Raw genomic sequence first — 19324 nt, forward strand, 5'->3', positions numbered from 1 at the left:
GGTTACGCCCCTGCCTTGGTGACGCCGACGGTGGAGTCGGGCAGGCCTTGTTCGGGGATGTGGACGGCCTTGTCGGTGTCGTCGCTCTCGTGGAACTCGAGTTGGCGGCGGCGGTTGGCGATGATGCCTTCGGGGCGGAAGCGCATGAGGAGGACGAGCGCGATGCCGAAGGCGAGGAGCTGGTACTCCTTCAGGAAGCTGAGCTTCTCGGGGAGCATGTAGAGGAGGGTGGCGCCGAGGATCGGTCCGTTCACGGTGCCCATGCCGCCGAGGACGACGGCGGCGAGGAGGAACGCGGAGTTCGGGGGCACGGAGCCGGCGAACTGGTACGGGGCCGGGTTGACGCTGTAGCCGACGTGGGCGCTGACCGTTCCGGCGAGGCCGGCGAGGGAGGCGCCGAGGGCGAAGGCGATGAGCTTGACGCGGAAGCCGTTGATGCCCATGGCGGTGGCGGCGGTCTCGTCCTCGCGGATGGCGATCCAGGAGCGGCCGATCCGGGAGTCGGCGGCGCGGTTGAAGACGAGGACGACGAGCGCGGTGATGAGCAGCATCAGCAGGAAGTAGTTCGCGAAGCGGCCGAGGGCGAATCCGCCGATGTCGTGCTTGCTTCCGAAGTTGAACCCGAAGATGTTGAGGTCCGGGATCATGGAGATGCCGTTGGGGCCGTTGGTGAGGTTGGGGCCGGAGGTCCCGTCGAGGTTGTTGACGGTGATGCGGAAGATCTCTCCGAAGCCCAGGGTCACGATGGCGAGGTAGTCGCCGCGCAGGCGCAGGGTGGGGGCGCCGATGAGGACGCCGAAGACGAGCGACGCGAGCATGCCGGTGAGCATGGCGGCCCAGAAGGGGAACTGGACGCCGGCGAAGCGGGAGAACTCGGAGCCGGAGACGAGGGCGGCCGCGTAGGCGCCGACGCCGAGGAAGGCGACGTATCCGAGGTCGAGGAGTCCGGTGAGGCCGACGACGATGTTGAGGCCGAGGGCGACGGTGCCGACGACGAGGATGTTCACGCCGAGGTTCGAGTTGTGCTCGTTGTTCTCGACGAAGGGGAAGAGGGCTGCCGCGAGGAAGGCCATGGAGGTGGCGAATCCCTTGTGGCCGGCGTTGAGCTGGGCGAAGCGGTCGAACAGTCCGGCGGTGAACAGGGACCAGGTGCCGAAGACGACCAGGAGGATGTAGCCCAGGAACGTTTCGCTCGCGTCGGGGTCGACGCCGACGCCGTACGCAAAGACGATCAGCGCGAGGGCGGTGGCGGCGGTGATGACGAGGCGTTCGCCCCAGGCGGGGAGCTGGGCGGCCGGGGGGATGCGTCCGGGCTTGGTGACGAAGTCCTTGAAGGTGTCACCGGGCTTGGGGAGCGCGAGGGCGCCGACCAGGGCGATGGCCGAGCCGACGGCGGCGACGTAGGCGCCGGGGTCGAGGGCGACGAGGCCTTTGAGGTCGACGGCGATGGCGATCGCGCTGAACCAGCTGACGGCGAACGCGGACGCGGTGGCGAGGAGGACGGGCTGGGTGGCGTTCGCCGGGTTGAGCCAGCCGAGGCCGCGGACACCGAAGAGGGTGAGCGCGAACAGGAGGGTCAGGACGCCGGCGACGAGGTCGAGGATCTGGAGTCCGGCCGGGGAGCCGTAGTAGGTGAGGTCCCCGGGGAAGTCGGACGTGTAGGTCCAGGACATGAAGGTGCTGGCGATGGTGGCGACGGCGCCGATGGCGACGAGGGCGCGCGCGGCGGTCGCGGGGAGCGCGACGAGGCCGCGCTCAGGGGTGGTGGTGTCGGTGGTTGCCATGGTGCTCACGCCCTGTCCGCGACGCGTTCGCCGATGAGGCCTTGTGGCCTGAACAGCAGTACGAGGATGAGGAGTACGAACGCCCAGACGGACGACCAGCCGCCGCCGCCGAGCTGCTGCATGCCGGGGATGCCGTCGATGTAGCTGGTGGCCATGGTCTCGGCGAGGCCGAGGACGAGGCCGCCGATCATGGCTCCGTAGATGTTGCCGATGCCGCCGAGGACGGCTGCGGTGAAGGCCTTGAGGCCCATCTGGAAGCCCATGTCGTACTTGACGGTTCCGTAGCGCAGTCCGTAGGAGACGGCCGCGACGGCGGCGAAGAAGCCGCCGATGGCGAAGGCGATGACGATGATGCGGTTGGTGTCGATGCCCATGAGCTGCGCGGTGTCAGGGTCCTGCGCGGTGGCCTGCATGGCGCGGCCGGTGCGGGAGAGGCTGACGAACAGGGCGAGGGCCGCCATGCACAGGGGGGCCGCGATGATGACGAAGACGGAGCCGCTCTGGATGCTGACGGAGCCGATGTGCACGGGCCCGAAGGGGAGCTGCGGGAACGTGATGTCGTTCTTCGCCTCGGGGTACCAGTTGAAGACGAGCTGCTGGAGCGCGAGCGACAGACCGATGGCGGTGATGAGCGGGGCGAGGCGTGGCGCTCCGCGCAGTGGTCGGTAGGCGAAGCGTTCGGCCCCGACGGCGATCAGGACGGAGACGATTCCGCCGCCTATCAGCATCGCCGGCAGGGCTATCCACATGGATGTGCCGTTGGGCAGAACGTAGAGGTAGACCGTGAGTGCGCCGAAGCCGCCGGTCATGAAGATCTCGCCGTGGGCGAAGTTGATGAGCTGGACGATGCCGTACACCATCGTGTAACCGATGGCGATCAGCCCGTACATCGAGCCGAGGAACAGCCCGTTGGCCAGCTGCTGCGGCAGGGTGTTCACCGCATGGCCTCCATGTGGTGGGGAGTGTGAGCAGGGCGTATGGATCGGGCCGCGCGGTGACGTGTGGTCATGGCCGCGCGGCCCAGGGGTGGTGCTGAGGGCCTGTCCCGGTGGTGTGGACCGGGTCGGCGGTTCGGTCGGGCCGTGGCCCTTGGTGACCGAACCGCCTGGTGGCCCGGGGTGGTGCGGATCAGCCGTTGAACGTGCCGCTCTTCACGGCCTTCCACTTGCCGTCGACGACCTGGTAGACGGTGAGCTGCTTGTTGGTGGTGTCGCCGTACTCGTCGAACGAGACGGGGCCGGCGATGCCGTCGAACTTGGTCTTCTGGACCTCGGCGACGATCTTGGCGCGGGCCTCGTCCGGGACCTTTCCGTCCTTCACGACGGCGCCGATCGCCTTGATGATGGCGGTGGCGGCGTCGTAGGAGTAGCCGCCGTACGTGCCGTAGTCGCCCTTGAGGCCGGAGGCCTTGTACTTCTTGATGAAGTCGGCGGCGGAGGCCAGGGAGTCGACGGGCTGGCCGACCGAGGTGACGAGGTCACCGGCGGAGGACTTGCCTGCGGTCTGGATGTAGGTGTCGCTGAACATGCCGTCGCCGCCGAACAGCGGGACCTTCGCGCCGCCGTCCTTGAGCTGCTTGGTGAGCTTCTCGGACTCGTCGTACTGGCCGCCGTAGTAGACGAGGTCGGCCTTGGAGTTCTTGATCTTGGTGACGAGGGCCGAGAAGTCCGTGTCGCCGGTGTTGACGTGGTCCTCGCCCGCGACCTTGCCGCCGGACTTGGTGAAGCCGGCCTTGAAGAGCTTGGCCAGGCCGGCGCCGTAGGTCTGCTTGTCGTCGACCACGAACACCTTGCGCTTCTTCAGGGTGTTGTACGCGTAGTCGGCCGCGAAGCCGCCCTGGAGGGCGTCGGTGGTGGCGGTGCGGAAGTAGGTCTTGAACGGGCGGGACTTGGAGGTCTGCCAGTTCTTGCCCTGCGTCAGCTCGGGGGCCGTGTTGGACGGCGAGATCTCGACCAGGTTGGCGGTGGCGAAGACCTGCTGCATCTGGGTGGCGACACCGGAGTTGAGCGGGCCGACGACGCCGAGAACCTTGTCGTTCTGGACGAGCGCGGTGGCGTTCGACTGCCCCTGGGCCGGGATGGCCTTGTCGTCGAGAGCCTGGACCTTGAAGGTCACGCCGGGCACGGTGTTGTTCTTGTTGGCGTCGTTGACGGCGATCTGGACGCCACCCTGGATGCCGAGGCCGGTGGCCGAGTTCTGGCCGGTCAGCGGCGCGTCGACGCCGATGATGATCTCGGTCTTCTTGCCGCTGTCCTTGCTGTCGCCGTTGTCGTCGCGCGAGCCGCAGGCGGTCAGCGTGAGTGCTCCCGTAGTGAGCACGGCGGTGAGTATGACCATGGAACGCTGTCGCACGTTGAATCCTCTCCCTGGCGCGGCACCCCAGGGTGGGGGCCGTGTGTCTCGCCGGGCCGTACTGGGTGAAGCAGGGCCGTGCAGTAGACGCGCCCGGCGGCGCGGTGACTGGCCGTGACTATAAGCGCAGGTAGGGGGAGTGGGCAGGAGCGTGGGGAAGGCTGTGACGCTCTTGTTATGCGGGGGGTGCTCTCGCGGGTGTGGGGCGGACGATCGGAGCATTTCGGTGTGCGGGTCGGTGGTGACTGCGTGTTCGCATGGTGAGAACGCCCTGATCCGGGTTCGTGGCGGGGGGCGGCAGGTGTGGGGGAGGTGTCGGGGCGGAGTCCTGTCGGGGACGTGAGGTGCGGCGGCTCGCGGTGCGCGCATTGCTTCGTTACGGCAGAGGTAACCGAGTGTTACTGCCGTGTGAGATCGTTCGGGGCTCCTCGTCCGGGTGAAGTGGGGACGGGGGAGGGCGGGTTGGGGTGATGGAGGGCGTGCAGGTCGCTCCACGGGTCGCGGGCGTGGGCGCCGCCGGAGAGAGAGCTTTGCTGTTGCTGTGCGGTCCTGTTGCCGAGGAGCAGGTCGAGGCGGGGGAGGTCGAGGGCCCGGCGCGAGGACGGCGCACCCGTATACGGGGATACGGACGGTGATCGGGCGGCGCGCGCCCGCCCTCACTGTCCGTGGCAGCCGGGGCGTGGGGGTGGCGGCCAACTCGGGGTGTGCGGCTTCGACTTGGCGGACGGTGACGGGGCCTGCGCGCGGGCGACGCCGACTTCGGAGCGGTACGAAGTGGGTTGGGGGCCGCGGCCCCTGTGGTGCGGGGCGGTGACGCCGGCGGCCCACCGGCCGGGGTTCGGCGCGGCGGGGCCGGGAGCGGGCCACGGGGTGAGGCAGCCGGTGGTTGCGGTCGCGACGGCGGCCAGGGCCCGGGCAGGGCGCCGGTGCGCGCGCGGGAGCCCGGCCCAACGCGCGCCGAGGCGTGGGGGGTTCGACGTCGGCAGGTCGCCGGGCGGGTGCTGCCGGCCGCGTCCGGGGGTACGGCCCGACGGGCCCGATGCCGGGCCCGATGCCGGGCACGTCCGACGCCGAGCCGGAGCGGAACGCGCGGTCAATGGGCCCGGGGATGCGGCAGTTGGAGTCGGAAGGGGTCCGGGGGTTCATGTCCGGGCCGGGGCGCGCCGGTCCGAGGGAGGCCGCGGCTCTGTACCGCGGCCGTCTCACGTCGGCGCCCGCCGGCCCCTGGCCCGGGGCCCGGCGGGGCCGGGGGGTCAGCTCTGGGGTGCGTCCTTGAGGATGCAGGTCAGGCGGGCGCTGCACACGCGCTTGCCGTCCTCGTCGGTGATGACGATCTCGTACGTCGCCGAGGTGCGTCCGCGGTGGACGGGGGTGGCGACGCCGGTGACGAGGCCGGAGCGGACGCCTCGGTGGTGGGTGCAGTTCAGGTCGACGCCGACGGCGATCTTGGTGATGCCGCCGTGGAGCATGGCGCCGACGGAGCCGATGGTCTCGGCGAGGACCGCGGAGGCGCCGCCGTGGAGCAGACCGTAGGGCTGGGTGTTGCCTTCGACGGGCATCGTGCCGACGACGCGGTCGGCGGAGGCCTCGACGATCTGGACGCCCATGCGGTTGCCGAGATGGCCCGCGGAGAAGAGGGCGGGCAGGTCGACGCCGAGCGCCGCGTACTCGTCGATGACCTCTTGCGGGAACGTCGGGGTGTGCTGTTCGCCCATCGGGTCCTGCTCCGTTCGTCGTGGACCACTGCGTCGTGGATCGCCCTCGCTGAGCGAACGCTCAGTCGGCTGCCGATTGTTCCAGACGGACGACCACGGACTTGCTGGCAGGGGTGTTGCTGGTGTCGGCGGTGGCGTCGAGGGGGACCAGCACGTTGGTCTCCGGGTAGTAGGCGGCCGCGCAGCCCCGGGCGGTCGGGTAGAGCACGACGCGGAAGCCGGGCGCGCGCCGATCCACGCCGTCCTTCCACTCGCCGACGAGGTCGACGTACGAGCCGTCGGCGATCTTCAGTTCGCGGGCGTCGTCGGGGTTGACGAGGACGACGCGGCGGCCGTTCTTTATGCCCCGGTATCGGTCGTCGAGTCCGTAGATGGTGGTGTTGTACTGGTCGTGTGAGCGCAGGGTCTGCAGCAGCAGGCGGCCCGCGGGAAGCTCGGGGTACTCGACGGGCGCCGCCGTGAAGTTCGCCTTGCCGGTGGCCGTCGTGAAGCGCCGCTCGTCGCGCGGGGCGTGGGGGAGCGCGAAGCCCGCGGGATCGGCCACGCGCGCGTTGAAGTCCTCGAAGCCGGGGATCACGCGCGCGATGCGGTCGCGGATGCTCGCGTAGTCCTTCTCGAACTCCTCCCAGGGGGTGCCGCTGCCCTCGCCGAGGACCTGGCGTGCCAGGCGGGCCACGATGGCCGGCTCGGACAGCAGGTGCGCACTGGCGGGCTCCAGGCGGCCCCGGGAGGCGTGCACCATGCCCATGGAGTCCTCGACGGTCACGAACTGCTCGCCGCTGCCCTGGAGGTCGCGTTCGGTGCGCCCGAGGGTCGGCAGGATGAGGGCGCGCGCGCCGGTGACGACGTGCGAACGGTTCAGCTTCGTGGAGACGTGGACGGTCAGCCGGGCGCGCCGCATGGCCGCCTCGGTGACGTCGGTGTCGGGGGAGGCGGAGACGAAGTTGCCGCCCATGGCGAAGAAGACCTTGGCCTCGCCGTCGCGCAGGGCGCGGATGGCCCGGACGACGTCGTAGCCGTGTTCGCGGGGCGGGGCGAAGCCGAACTCCTTCTGCAGGGCGTCGAGGAAGGCGGGCGCGGGGCGTTCGAAGATGCCCATCGTGCGGTCGCCCTGCACGTTCGAGTGGCCGCGCACCGGGCAGACACCGGCGCCGGTGCGGCCGATGTTGCCCCGCAGCAGGAGGAAGTTGACGACCTCGCGGATGGTCGGCACGGAGTGCTTGTGCTGGGTGAGGCCCATCGCCCAGCAGACGATGGTGCGCTTCGAGGCGAGGACCATCTTCAGGGCCTCGTCGATGCTGTCGCGGGTGAGGCCGGTCGCGGTGAGCGTCTCGTCCCAGTCGGCGGCCCGGGCGGCCTCGGCGAACTCCTCGAATCCGTGGGTGTGTTCCGCGACGAACGTCTCGTCGACGGCGCCCTCGGTGGCGAGGATCAGCTTGTTGAGCAGGCGGAAGAGGGCCTGGTCGCCGCCGAGACGGATCTGCAGGAAGAGGTCGGTGAGCGCGGCGCCCTTGAGCATGCCCTGGGGGGTCTGCGGGTTCTTGAAGCGCTCCATGCCCGCTTCGGGCAGCGGGTTGACCGTGATGATCCTCGCGCCGTTGGTCTTGGCCTTCTCCAGGGCGGAGAGCATGCGCGGGTGGTTCGTGCCGGGGTTCTGGCCGGCGACGATGATCAGGTCGGCCTGGTAGAGGTCGTCGAGCAGGACGCTGCCCTTGCCGACGCCGATGGTCTCGGAGAGGGCGGAGCCCGACGACTCGTGGCACATGTTCGAGCAGTCGGGCAGGTTGTTCGTGCCGAGCTCGCGGGCGAACAGCTGGTAGAGGAACGCGGCCTCGTTGCTGGTGCGGCCCGAGGTGTAGAAGACGGCCTCGTCGGGGGAGGCGAGGTCCTTCAGCTCCCCGGCGATGATGTCGAAGGCGCGCTGCCAGTCGACCGGCTCGTAGTGGTCGCCGCCCTCGGGCAGGTACATGGGACGGGTGAGGCGGCCCTGCTGGCCGAGCCAGTAGCCGCTGCGGCCGGCGAGGTCGGAGACGGGGTGCGCGGCGAAGAAGTCCGGGGTGACCCGGCGCAGGGTGGCCTCCTCGGCGACCGCCTTCGCGCCGTTCTCGCAGAACTCCGCGGTGTGCCGGTGGGCGGGCTCGGGCCAGGCGCAGCCCGGGCAGTCGAAGCCGTCCTTCTGGTTGACGCGGAGCAGGGTGAGCGCGGTGCGGCGGACACCCATCTGCTGCTGGGCGATGCGCAGCGTGTGTCCGATGGCGGGCAGCCCGGCCGCGGCGTGCTTCGGCTCGGTGACCTGCGGCGCGTCCTGGACCGGATCGCCGGCCGGCGGCTTGCTGGCCATCGCTGGACCCCCTTCGCGTGCGCACCTCGGTGTGCGTCTCCTGGTAGCCCGTCGATCCTCGCACGCGTTGTCGGAGGCGAAGCTGGCGGGCCGGGGGATTTCCGGTCGGGGGCGGGTGCGGCGGGCCGGGACGGCTCTCGATGTCAGTGGACCGTGGCAGGATCGGGGGTGTGGCAGAGACAGCATCGAAGAAGACCGAGAAAACCGCAGGTACGGGCCGCCCGCGCCTGATGCTCATGGACGGGCACTCGCTGGCCTACCGCGCGTTCTTCGCGTTGCCCGCGGAGAACTTCACGACCGCGACCGGCCAGCCGACGAACGCCATCTACGGGTTCGCGTCGATGCTGGCGAACACGCTGCGCGACGAGGCGCCCACGCACTTCGCGGTGGCGTTCGACGTGTCGCGCAAGACGTGGCGCTCCGAGGAGTTCACCGAGTACAAGGCGAACAGGTCGAAGACCCCGGACGAGTTCAAGGGGCAGGTCGAGCTGATCGGTGAGCTGCTCGACGCGATGCACGCGCAGCGGTTCGCGGTCGACGGCTTCGAGGCCGACGACATCATCGCGACGCTGGCGACACAGGCCGAGGCCGAGGGCTTCGACGTGCTGATCGTCACCGGCGACCGTGACTCCTTCCAGCTGGTCTCCGAGCACACGACGGTGCTGTACCCGACGAAGGGTGTCTCCGAGCTGACCCGGTTCACCCCGGAGAAGGTTGTCGAGAAGTACGGGCTGACGCCCGCGCAGTACCCGGACTTCGCCGCGCTGCGCGGCGACCCGTCGGACAACCTGCCGGGCATCCCCGGTGTCGGTGAGAAGACGGCCGCGAAGTGGATCAATCAGTTCGGTTCGTTCGCGGACCTCGTCGAGCGGGCGGACGAGGTCAAGGGCAAGGCCGGGCAGAACCTGCGCGACCACCTGGAGGCGGTGAAGCTCAACCGCCGGCTCACCGAGATGGTCAAGGACGTCGAGCTGCCCCGGACGGTCACCGACCTGGAGCGCGCCGCGTACGACCGCAAGGCCCTCGCGATGGTCCTGGACACCCTGGAGATCCGTAACCCGTCGCTGCGTGAGCGGCTGCTGGCGGTCGATCCGGGGGCGGAGGAGGCCGAGGAGAAGCAGCCGGTCGCCGAGGGTGTCGCCGTCGACGGCGCGGTGCTGGGCGCGGGCGAGCTGCAGCCGTGGCTCGCCGAGCACGGCCCGGCCGTTCTCGGTATGGCCACGGTCGACACCTGGGGGCTGGGCACGGGCTCCGTCGCCGAGGTGGCGCTGGCCGCGGGAGCGGGGCCGGCCGTCTGGTTCGACCCCGCGCAGCTCGACGCGGCCGACGAGAACGCGTTCGCGCGGTGGCTCGCCGACCCGGCGCAGCGCAAGATTTTGCACAACGCCAAGGGCGCGATGCGGGTCGCCGCCGAGCACGGCTGGACCATCGAGGGCGTGACGATGGACACCGCGCTCGCCGCCTACCTGGTCAAGCCCGGCCGTCGTTCCTTCGCGCTGGACGCGCTGTCCCTCGAGTACCTGGGGCGCGAGCTGGGACCGGCCGCGGCGGCCGACGGTCAGCTCGCCTTCGGCACGGACGAGCAGGCCGAGGCCGACGCGCTGATGGCGCAGGCCCGCACGATCCTCGACCTGGGCGAGGCGTTCGAGGGCAAGCTCCAGGAGGTCGGCTCGGCCGACCTGCTGCGCGACGTGGAGCTGCCCACCTCCAGCCTGCTGGCCCGTCTGGAGCGGCACGGCATCGCGGCCGACAAGGCCCATCTGGAGGCCATGGAGCAGATGTTCGCGGGCGCCGTGCAGCAGGCGGTGAAGGAGGCGCACGCGGCGGCCGGGCACGAGTTCAACCTCGGCTCGCCCAAGCAGCTCCAGGAGGTCCTCTTCGGCGAGCTGGCCCTGCCGAAGACGAAGAAGACGAAGACGGGCTACACGACGGACGCGGACGCGCTGGCCTGGCTGGCCGCGCAGACCGATAACGAACTGCCCGTGATCATGCTCCGGCACCGCGAGCAGGCGAAGCTGCGCTCCACGGTCGAGGGTCTGATCAAGACGATCGCCGCGGACGGCCGGATCCACACCACGTTCAATCAGACGGTCGCGGCGACCGGCCGGCTGTCGTCGACCGATCCGAACCTCCAGAACATCCCGGTGCGCACAGACGAGGGTCGCGCGATCCGCCGGGGCTTCGTTGTCGGCGAGGGCTTCGAGTCCCTGATGACCGCGGACTACAGCCAGATCGAGCTGCGGGTGATGGCCCATCTGTCCGAGGACGAGGGCCTGTTGGAGGCGTTCACCTCCGGTGAGGACCTGCACACCACGGTGGCCTCGCAGGTGTTCTCCGTGGAGCGGTCCGGTGTCGACGCGGAGATGCGCCGCAAGATCAAGGCGATGTCGTACGGCCTGGCGTACGGGCTGTCGGCGTTCGGTCTCTCCCAGCAGCTGAGCATCGAGGCGGGCGAGGCCCGTGGGCTGATGGACACGTACTTCGAGCGATTCGGCGGAGTGCGGGACTATCTGCGCCGCGCGGTCGACGAAGCCCGCGCCACGGGCTACACGGCGACGCTCTTCGGGCGCCGCCGCTATCTGCCCGACCTCAACAGCGACAACCGGCAGCGCCGGGAGGCCGCCGAGCGCATGGCGCTCAACGCCCCCATCCAGGGCACGGCCGCCGACATCGTCAAGATCGCGATGCTGAACGTGGACCGGGCGCTGCGCGAGGCCGACCTCAAGTCCCGCATGCTCCTCCAGGTGCACGACGAAATCGTCCTGGAGATCGCCCCCGGCGAGCGCGAGCGGACGGAGGAGCTGCTGCGCCGCGAGATGGCGTCCGCGGTCCAGCTCCGCGCCCCGCTCGACGTCTCGGTCGGCTCGGGCCCGGACTGGGAGTCGGCGGCACACTGACCGCCGGTGCGACCGACGGCTGCGGGCCCGACACCACGGAGGTGCCGGGCCCGCAGCCGTCAGTCACCACCACCTGCCGGGATCCCCGCCACCAGGGCAGGGCTCACGGGGGACGCACAGCGGGACCGGACCGCGCGCCCCGACAGACATCGGGTGCCGGCGATCCGTGTTCCCGGCGCCATGGCAGATGCCCGCGCAGAGCCGACCCGCGTCTCCCGCGCCTCGGCAGGCGGTGGCGCGGGGTGGCCCGCGTTCCCCGCGCCCCGACAGGTGTGCTCTGTCCCGGGCCAGGACCGGCACCCGGTGCCGGCCGCCCCACAGCGCCCGCGCCCCGACGGACGCCCGGCGCGGGCCGCCGCGTACTCCTCGGGCGCGGTCCGTCGCCCACGTCGCCCACAGCTGCCGGCCGTGGTGTCACTCGCGTGGCCCTCGCAGCGGGCCCACCGTGCGGGGGGCCCGTAAGGATGCGGGCATGGGTATACGCACGCTCCACCGCCGTACGGCCATGTCCGCGACCGTCGTGGTCGCGACCGTGACGGTGACCGCGGCCGTCGTCCCGGTCCTGCTCGCGCCGGTGCCCGCCGTCGCCGCGAACGCCGGTACCGCCCAGCTGCCCGCCGTCTGCCGTGCCCCGCGGGACCCGGACCTGGCGGCCCGGATGTCCCGTGACCTCCAGGCGGCGTTGTCGGCCCGTCGGGGCGCCGTGTCCGTCGCGGTGCACGACGACAGGACTGGGCTCAGCTGCGCGGTCGCCAGTGACCGGCAGTACGACGCCGCGAGCATCGCCAAAGTGATGATCATGGAGGGTGCCCTGCGCCGGGCGGAGAGTCTGCGGCGCAGGCTCACCCGCTGGGAGCTGGCCAACGTCCGCCCGATGATCACACGGTCCGACAACGCGTCCGCCGTGCGTCTGTGGACCGACCTCGGCCGCGGCCACCTGTCACGCCTCCTGAGCCGTGCAGGGACGAGCCGCACGGTCCTCGGTCCGAAGGGCTACTTCGGCCTGACCCGCACCACGGCCGGCGACCAGATGCGCCTGCTGGACGTGCTCACCGACGCCCGCTCGTTCCTGAAGACCCGCGGCTACGGCCTGCGGCTGCTCGCCGAGGTGCGCGGCGACCAGCGCTGGGGGGTGCCCTCCGGGATGCCGCGCGGTCTGACCGCCCACCTCAAGAACGGCTGGCTGCCCCGCGCCACCCACGGCTGGCGCGTCCACAGCGTCGGTGCCTTCACCGGCCCCGCCCGCACCTACCGCATCGTCGTCCTGACGCACGACAACCCGACGATGGCGTACGGGGTCCGCACCATCGAACGCATCGCGCAGGCCGTGCACCGCGGCCTCGCGAGGGGACGTGGCCTGCCCCCGGCTCCCTCCCCCGAGACTCCGGTCAGCGAGGGGTCGGACGGCTCGGCTCCGTACGGGCCGCTGCCGGGCTGGGACGAGCCGGAGCAGGGCGCCACACCCTGACCCCCGCGGCGTACAGGCCGAGGCCGAGGACCAGTCCCGCACCGCCGCCGAAGCACAGGGCCGGAATCAGCTCCCACGGCTTCGCGACGGACCCCCGGTACGCCCACCAGCGCAGCGCCCGCTGCACCGCGCCCGCCAGCGCGCAGCCCCCGACGACCCCGCAGGCCAGCCACCGGTCGGCGGCGGACAGCACCGGCACCCCGAGGGCCGGGCCGGCCGGGGTGCGGCGCAGAGCGGCCACCGTGAAGCCCACGATCACGACGGCCGCCACCGCCGAACTGCCGTACTGGAGGTACCAGTAGAGCGGAGCGCCCGCCAGGTCCCGCCCGAGGACGGGGAAGAGCCGTACGCCCCACCGGTCGTGATGCGTGAACGCGTCCCACACCACATGCGTCAGCGCGCCGAGCGCGGCCGAGACGTACCACCACAGGGCCACCTCCGGACGCGGCCGTCCGCGCGGCGCCCCGCAGCGCGTCAGCCGGGCCGGCCGCCCCCGCAGAGCCGCCGGAAGCAGCGCCACGAGCGGTTCCCGCACACCCAGCCACGCGCCGACCAGGGCCCACGCGATGAGCACGTCGACGGTGAACACCCCGGTGAACGCGTGGGTGAAGGAGCCGAAGTCCATCGCGCCGGGCAGCACACTCGCCGCGTAGTAGGTCAGGTCGGGGGAGAAGGAGCCGGCCACGAGGACGGCGGGAACCAGTCGTCCGCGCCCGCTTCCGTCCCCGCGCAGGGCAGGAAGGACCGCCGCCGCGTGACTGAGCGTGAAAGGCAAGTCGTCCCCCTGTGGCAACTGTTGGCCGGATATGTCCGGCCAGCTGATCACTGACGGCCATTATGGAGGACGGCGGGACATGGCCAAGTGGTGAATATCGGGCGTGAACGGGTCCCCGCGCGACGGAAGTTGTCGTAGGGTCGCCTGGGTCACCGTGCCGGGGAGCACGGTCGAACAGCGGAGGAACACGAGAGCGGCAGGACGCGCACCGGGACCTGGAGCGCGCTGACATCCGAGAGACGGCAGGCTCGCCCGGCCGTCGGTGGGAGGGGTTCACTCAATGGCGGCGCAATTCGGCAGGAGGCTGCGCACGGGCGCGGCAACCACAGCGGTGGCCGCGGTCGCGGTCGCCGCACTGTCCGCGTCGCAGGCGCCCGGAGTGACCACCGACAACCACGGAAGACGGACCACCGGAGCCGATGTCGGCCAGGACGCGAGTGCCACGGGCGACGACGGCACCGCGACCGGCAACTCGCGCTACTACACGGACCTGCCGCCGCTCGACAGCCCGAAGCCCTCACCGACCGCGGGAAGCGGGACACCGGCCGCCACGGGCGACGCGGAGGCGGGCATCCCCGCGAGCGTCCTCGACGCCTACAAGAAGGCCGAGGAGTCGCTGCGCGCGTCCAAGCCCGGCTGCAACCTGCCCTGGCAGCTCCTCGCCGCCATCGGCAAGGTCGAGTCCGGCCAGGCCCGCGGCGGCCGCGTCGACGCGAGCGGTACGACCCTGTCGCCGATCCTCGGACCCGTCCTGAACGGCAACGGCTTCGCCAGCATCAGCGACACCGACCACGGCGCGTACGACGGCGACAGCACGTACGACCGCGCGGTGGGCCCCATGCAGTTCATCCCCTCCACCTGGGACTGGGCGGGCCGCGACGGCAACGGCGACGGCAAGAAGGACCCCAACAACATCTACGACGCGGCCCTCGCCGCCGGGCACTACCTGTGCCGCTTCGACCACGACCTGTCGGTCCAGGCGCAGATGAACCAGTCGATCCTCAGCTACAACAACTCGACGGCGTACCTCAACACCGTCCTGTCGTGGCTGGAGTTCTACCGCAAGGGCACGCACGAGGTGCCGAACGGCACCGGCACGCTGCCCTCGCACCACAGCGACGACGCGACCACGCCGAGCCCGGGCACCACACCGCCCGCCTCCTCGCACCCCGGCAACTCCCCGAAGCCGCCCAAGTCCACGCCTCCCGCGACGCCCCCCACGACACCTCCGACGACCCCGGCCACCCCGCCACCCACCACTCCGCCCACCACCACCCCGCCCACGCCCACCGAGACGGTGGACCACCTGGCGGACGGCGGCAGCGGGAAGCTCACCGCGACGGCGGGGGACACCTTCGCGCAGAAGATCGTGGTGCGGACCGAGGACAAGTCCGACAAGGCCGTGGCGCGGGTCCGGGTCCGCTTCACCATCGTCGGCGACACGGACGCCACCTTCACCGGCGGTGAGAGCGTCGCCACCGTGATGACGAACGGGCTGGGCGCGGCCACCGCCCCCGCGCTCGTCGCGGGCGAGAAGGCCGGCGACTTCACCGTCCGCGCGACCGTCGTGGGCCGCGTCCTGGCAGGCCTCGACCACAAGGCGACCGTCACCGCCCGCCAGGCCGACACCCTGGCCCGCACCGCAGACACCGCGCTGACCTGTGTGCCCGGCGGCGAGTTCGCCGACCAGGTCGAGGTGAAGGCCACCTACAAGGGTGCCGTCGCCGGCAAGGTCGCCGCCACCGCGACCCTCGTGAAGTCCGCCGACGACGCCACCGAGAACGACAAGGGCCCCTCCTTCAAGGACGCCGACGGCAAGACCGTCCACACCCTGACGGACCTCACCACGGACGCCGACGGCCTCCTCAAGCTGCCGAAGCTGTACGCCGACGACACCACCGGCACGTTCCTGCTCCGCGTCACCACCACGGGCGGCGCGACACTGACCGTCGAACTGACCGTCGCCGCCGCACCCGAGGCGTCCGAGACGCCCGCCGCCTAGCGGCCCGTTCACGCGTTCAGGGCGCCCCTTCGCCGCCGGCGAAGGGGCGCCCTGCTCCGTTGAGCGCGTGAGGTGCTGTGCGACGTGTTCTCATCTCGCGCGGCCGTTGCTACGGTGCCGGACCTGACGATGTATCAGCTCCTGGCCCTCGGGAGGCCCGCATGCGTGCCCTCATCGCCGCCGCGACCGGCTTCGCCGTGGCGCTCGCGCTGGTCCTGACCATCACGGCCATGGGCTCGCCGGCCGGCCATACCTCGCCGAAGCCGATGCTCACCACCGTCCCCGAACACCCCTGACCCACGCACCGGGAGGGCCGTCGAGATGCGCCGCAAGGCAAGCCTGATCCTGCTCGCGCTCGCCGTGTTCTTCACGGCGCTGTCCCCGCTGCTGCGCTGGTACGCGTTCCCGCGGCTGGCCAAGGTCCCCGCCGACCAGTACCAGGACATGGTCCTGGAGGCGAAGAACGCGACCCTCCTCGACTACGGCACCATGCAGGCGAAGAAGGTCCCCAAGGTCACCATCGTGCAGACCCTGAAGGGCAACGTCGGCGCCTCCGAACGGATCGAACGCACCGCGGGCCGCGACGTCGTCGTCTGGGACTCCCTCTCCTACGTCCAGGGCCCCGACGGGAAGATGGTCTCCAAGCTCCCCGAGCGCTACATCTTCGACGCCCACAGCCAGGACCCCGTCCACGCCACCGGCGAGTCCGTCGACGGCGACGCCGTCACCCGCGAGGGCATCGAGTTCAAGTGGCCCTTCCGGACGGAGAAACGGGACTACGAGTACTTCGACGCGCAGACCCGCACCTCGGCGCCCATCCACTACAAGAACACCCAGACCTTCCGGGGCGTCAAGGTCTACTACTTCGAGCAGACCATCCCCTGGACGAAGGTGACGTTCCCCAAGATCATGCCCGTCCAGGGCATCACCCCGGAGTCCGTCGCCAAGACCGGCACCACCCGCTGGTACACCACCGTCCGCAGGTTCTGGGTCGAACCGGTCACCGGAGCACCCGTCTACGGCGAGGAGATCCACAAGGAGGAGCTGCGCGGCGGCACCCTCCTCGGCGACCGGGACAAGGTGACCGCCTTCTCCGGCCACGTGAAGATGCGCGAGGACTACATCGAGCACACCGTCGACCTCGTCAAGTCCAACCGCACCCTCATCCTGCTGCTGACCTCGTACCTCCCCTGGGGATTCCTCGTCCTCGGCGTCGCCCTGCTGGCGCTGTCCCTCTACCTGGAGGCCCGCGGACGCAGGCCCGGAGACGCCGCGCGGGCCCCGGCGGCCGACCCCGAACCCGTCAGCGCCTGAGCCGGGCGTTCGTGTACCGCGTCGGCTCCGCGGTCGCCGGGTCCTCGGGCCACGGATGCTTGGGATACCGCCCCCGCAACTCCGCCCGTACGCCCTTGTAGCCGTCCTTCCAGAAGGAGGCCAGGTCCGCTGTCACGGCGGCGGGCCGGCCGGCGGGGGAGAGCAGGTGCACCAGCACGGGAACACCGGCGACGGCGGGCGACGCCTGCAGCCCGAACATCTCCTGCAACTTCACGGCGAGCACCGGCTGTTCGGGATCGCCGTAGTCGACGCGGATCCGTGAACCGCTCGGCACCCCGATCCGCTCGGGCGCGAGCTCGTCGAGCCGGGCCGCCTCTCCCGTGGACCACGGCAGCAGCCGGTTCAGCGCCTGCCCGGCGTCGATCCGCGCCAGGTCCGCCCGCCGCCGGGCCCGGCTCAGCTCCGGCTCCAGCCACTCCTCCGCGCGCGCGTGGAGCGCCTCGTCGGAGACGTCCGGCCACGGGGCGCCGAGCCGCCGGTGCACGAACGCCAGCCGCTGCCGCAGCACTTCGGCGTCCCCCGACCACCGCAGCAGACCGAACCCCTCCTCCCGCAACCCTTCCAGCAACGCCTCCCGTACGAGCCCGGAGCCGGCGTTGCGCAGCGGTCGCACCGCCAGTTCCACCGCGCCCAGCCGCTCCACCCGCCGCGCGACGACATCACCCTGCGCCCAGTGGACCTCGTCGCCCTCGGAGTGCAGTCCGGCGGCGGCCCGCCGCGCCGTGCCCTCGTCGGTGACGGCGGCGAGCCGCACGCGTGCGTGCCCGCTCCCGACGGGACGGTCGGCGACGGCCACCGCCAGCCAGGGAGCACCGCGCAGCGAGGAACCCTCCCCGACGTCCGCGCGGGTGCCGCTGACCATGAGATGCGAGGCCCCCTGCACGCGCGCGAGGCGCTCGGGGAACGCCAGCGCCGCGACGAGCCCGACCACCCGGTCGTCCCCGGGCGTGCCGTCTCCCGAACCGTCGCGCCGCTCCCCGTCGCCCCGCTCCGCTCCCTTCCGCGAGGGCGTGCCGGAGGACGACGGCCCGCGGCCCGCCGCGGAAGCCGCCTCCGTCGCGGCCGAACGCAGCCGGCGGGACTCGGTGCGCCAGCGGGACGCGTAGGCGTCACCGCCGCGCCGGGCCGTGCGCCAGGCCGCGGCCAGGTCGTCGCCGTACTCGCGCGGCGGCTCCTCGCTGAGCAGCGCGACCACGTCGGCGGCCCGCGCCGCGCCCACCTCAGGTGCCGCGTCCAGCAGCGCCCGGGCGAGCCGGGGATGCAGGCCCAGCCGGGACATGCGGACACCGCGCTCGGTGGCGCGCCCCGAGACGTCGACCGCACCCACGGCCGACAGCACGGACCGGGCCGCCGCCATCGCCCCGCCCGGCGGCGGATCCAGCAGGGCCAGCCCCGTCGCCTCCGGATCACCCCAGCAGGCCGCCTGGAGCGCGAACGCCGTCAGATCGGCCACCTTGATCTCCGGCGCGGGGAAACGCGCCAGCCTGCCGTCCTCCGCCTCCGCCCAGCACCGGTACACCGCGCCCGGCGCCTCCCGCCCGGCCCGTCCCGCCCGCTGCCGTCCGGCCGCCTGCGAGGCCCGTACGGTCGCCAGCGCGCTCAGCCCGCGCGCGTGATCCACCCGCGGCTCCCGGGCCAGCCCCGAATCCACCACCACGCGCACCCCGGGAACCGTCAGCGACGACTCGGCCACCGACGTCGCGAGGACCACCCGGCGTCGCTCGGCCGCCGTGAGCACCGCGTCCTGTACGGCGGCCGGCGCCCGGCCGTGGACCTGCAGGACGTCGACGTCACCGAGGCCGCCCAGTTGTCCGGCGACCCGCGCGATCTCCCCGACGCCGGGAAGGAAGCACAGGACGTCACCGGTGCGTTCGGCCAGCGCCCGCCGCACCGTCGACGCCACGTGTGTCAGGAGCGCCGGGTCCACCCGCATCCCGTGTGGCGGCCGGACCGGACGCGCGGGCGGGGCCCACACCACCTCGACCGGATAGGAGACACCCTCCGCCTCGACGACCGGGGCGTCCCCGAGCAGCCGGGCCCAGCCTCCCGCGTCCGTCGTCGCGGACGCGGCGACCAGCCGCAGCTCGGGCCGGAGCGCGGCCCGCACGTCGAGGAGGAACGCGGCCACCGTGTCGGCGTCCAGATGCCGCTCGTGGCACTCGTCGAGCACGACGACATCGACGCCCGACAGTTCCTGGTCCCGTTGCAGCCGCTGGAGCAGGACACCCGTCGTGACGACCTCCACGCGCGCGCGCCGCCCGACGACCCGCTCCCCGCGCACGGTGAAACCGACGCTCTCACCGACCTGCTCGCCCAGCAGCCACGCCATCCGTCGCGCCGCCGCCCGGGCCGCGATCCGCCGCGGCTCCGCCACCACCACCCGGCGCGGCGGGCGCCCGTCGTCCAGCAGCCCGGCCAGGGCCAGCGGCACCAGCGTCGTCTTGCCCGTGCCGGGCGGCGCCACCAGCACCGCCCCGCCGTGCCCCTCCAGGGCGTCGTCGAGACCGGGCAGGGCACCGCGTACGGGCAGCACGTCCAGGGCGTCGTAACGGATCACGCCACCAGTCTCGTACGCGCGTCAAACCCGTTGCCCACGCGCGCGGGCACGCGTGTGCACCCACACGCGTGCCCGTTCTCTCCTTTGTCGCCTCTGTC

General features: G+C 71.8%; 12 protein-coding genes. 5 read left to right on the forward strand and 7 right to left on the reverse strand.

All coding sequences use genetic code 11. From position 1 onward, the window contains the following. Positions 1-2 precede the first annotated feature (2 nt). The 5 genes from ACIRQH_RS30095 to ACIRQH_RS30115 form a co-directional block, all read right to left on the reverse strand. Positions 3-1784 (reverse strand): branched-chain amino acid ABC transporter permease, encoded by a 1782-nt coding sequence (locus ACIRQH_RS30095; protein ID WP_404227801.1) that lies wholly within the window; start codon positions 1782-1784, stop codon positions 3-5. 5 nt (positions 1785-1789) lie between these two features. Continuing rightward, complete coding sequence (locus ACIRQH_RS30100; RefSeq protein WP_358817029.1) at positions 1790-2722, reverse strand: branched-chain amino acid ABC transporter permease; 933 nt, start codon at positions 2720-2722, stop codon at positions 1790-1792. Between the two features lie 190 nt (positions 2723-2912). Then, positions 2913-4121, reverse strand: a complete 1209-nt coding sequence (locus ACIRQH_RS30105) for a branched-chain amino acid ABC transporter substrate-binding protein (RefSeq protein ID WP_358817102.1) — start codon at positions 4119-4121, stop codon at positions 2913-2915. A 1268-nt stretch (positions 4122-5389) separates the two neighbouring features. Then, positions 5390-5851: a PaaI family thioesterase gene (locus ACIRQH_RS30110; protein WP_266612847.1), complete on the reverse strand. Its 462-nt coding sequence runs from the start codon at positions 5849-5851 to the stop codon at positions 5390-5392. Between the two features lie 61 nt (positions 5852-5912). After that, entirely contained in the window at positions 5913-8192 is a 2280-nt protein-coding gene (locus ACIRQH_RS30115; RefSeq protein WP_358817030.1) for an FdhF/YdeP family oxidoreductase, read from the reverse strand. Between the two features lie 170 nt (positions 8193-8362). On the opposite strand from ACIRQH_RS30115, the gene polA reads away from it, so the two are divergent. Both polA and ACIRQH_RS30125 read left to right on the forward strand, forming a co-directional pair. Continuing rightward, positions 8363-11089, forward strand: a complete 2727-nt coding sequence (gene polA / locus ACIRQH_RS30120; protein ID WP_404227803.1) for a DNA polymerase I — start codon at positions 8363-8365, stop codon at positions 11087-11089. 472 nt (positions 11090-11561) lie between these two features. Beyond that, positions 11562-12557 carry a serine hydrolase gene (locus ACIRQH_RS30125; protein WP_404227805.1) on the forward strand — a complete coding sequence of 332 codons (996 nt, stop codon included), beginning with the start codon at positions 11562-11564 and terminating at the stop codon, positions 12555-12557. On the opposite strand, the gene ACIRQH_RS30130 is transcribed toward ACIRQH_RS30125, so the two are convergent. Beyond that, a complete protein-coding gene (locus tag ACIRQH_RS30130; RefSeq protein ID WP_388875155.1) occupies positions 12478-13332 on the reverse strand; it encodes a DUF4184 family protein in 855 nt (284 codons plus the stop codon). The two genes, ACIRQH_RS30125 and ACIRQH_RS30130, sit on opposite strands and share 80 nt — an antisense overlap. Before the next feature lie 280 nt (positions 13333-13612). On the opposite strand from ACIRQH_RS30130, the gene ACIRQH_RS30135 reads away from it, so the two are divergent. The 3 genes from ACIRQH_RS30135 to ACIRQH_RS30145 all read left to right on the forward strand — a co-directional run bounded on the left by ACIRQH_RS30135 (position 13613) and on the right by ACIRQH_RS30145 (position 16648). Next, positions 13613-15334 carry a lytic murein transglycosylase gene (locus tag ACIRQH_RS30135; RefSeq protein ID WP_404227808.1) on the forward strand — a complete coding sequence of 574 codons (1722 nt, stop codon included), beginning with the start codon at positions 13613-13615 and terminating at the stop codon, positions 15332-15334. Positions 15335-15495: 161 nt separating this feature from the next. After that, positions 15496-15630 carry an SPW_0924 family protein gene (locus tag ACIRQH_RS30140; RefSeq protein WP_358817035.1) on the forward strand — a complete coding sequence of 45 codons (135 nt, stop codon included), beginning with the start codon at positions 15496-15498 and terminating at the stop codon, positions 15628-15630. A 25-nt stretch (positions 15631-15655) separates the two neighbouring features. After that, a complete protein-coding gene (locus ACIRQH_RS30145; protein ID WP_388934918.1) occupies positions 15656-16648 on the forward strand; it encodes a DUF3068 domain-containing protein in 993 nt (330 codons plus the stop codon). Here ACIRQH_RS30145 and hrpB read toward each other — a convergent pair. Next, a complete protein-coding gene (hrpB, locus tag ACIRQH_RS30150) occupies positions 16638-19226 on the reverse strand; it encodes an ATP-dependent helicase HrpB (RefSeq protein ID WP_404227811.1) in 2589 nt (862 codons plus the stop codon). The genes ACIRQH_RS30145 and hrpB overlap by 11 nt on opposite strands. Positions 19227-19324: the final 98 nt, after the last annotated feature.

It is taken from the genome of Streptomyces sp. NPDC102279 (genome assembly GCF_044766365.1).
Classification (GTDB): Bacteria; Actinomycetota; Actinomycetes; order Streptomycetales; family Streptomycetaceae; genus Streptomyces.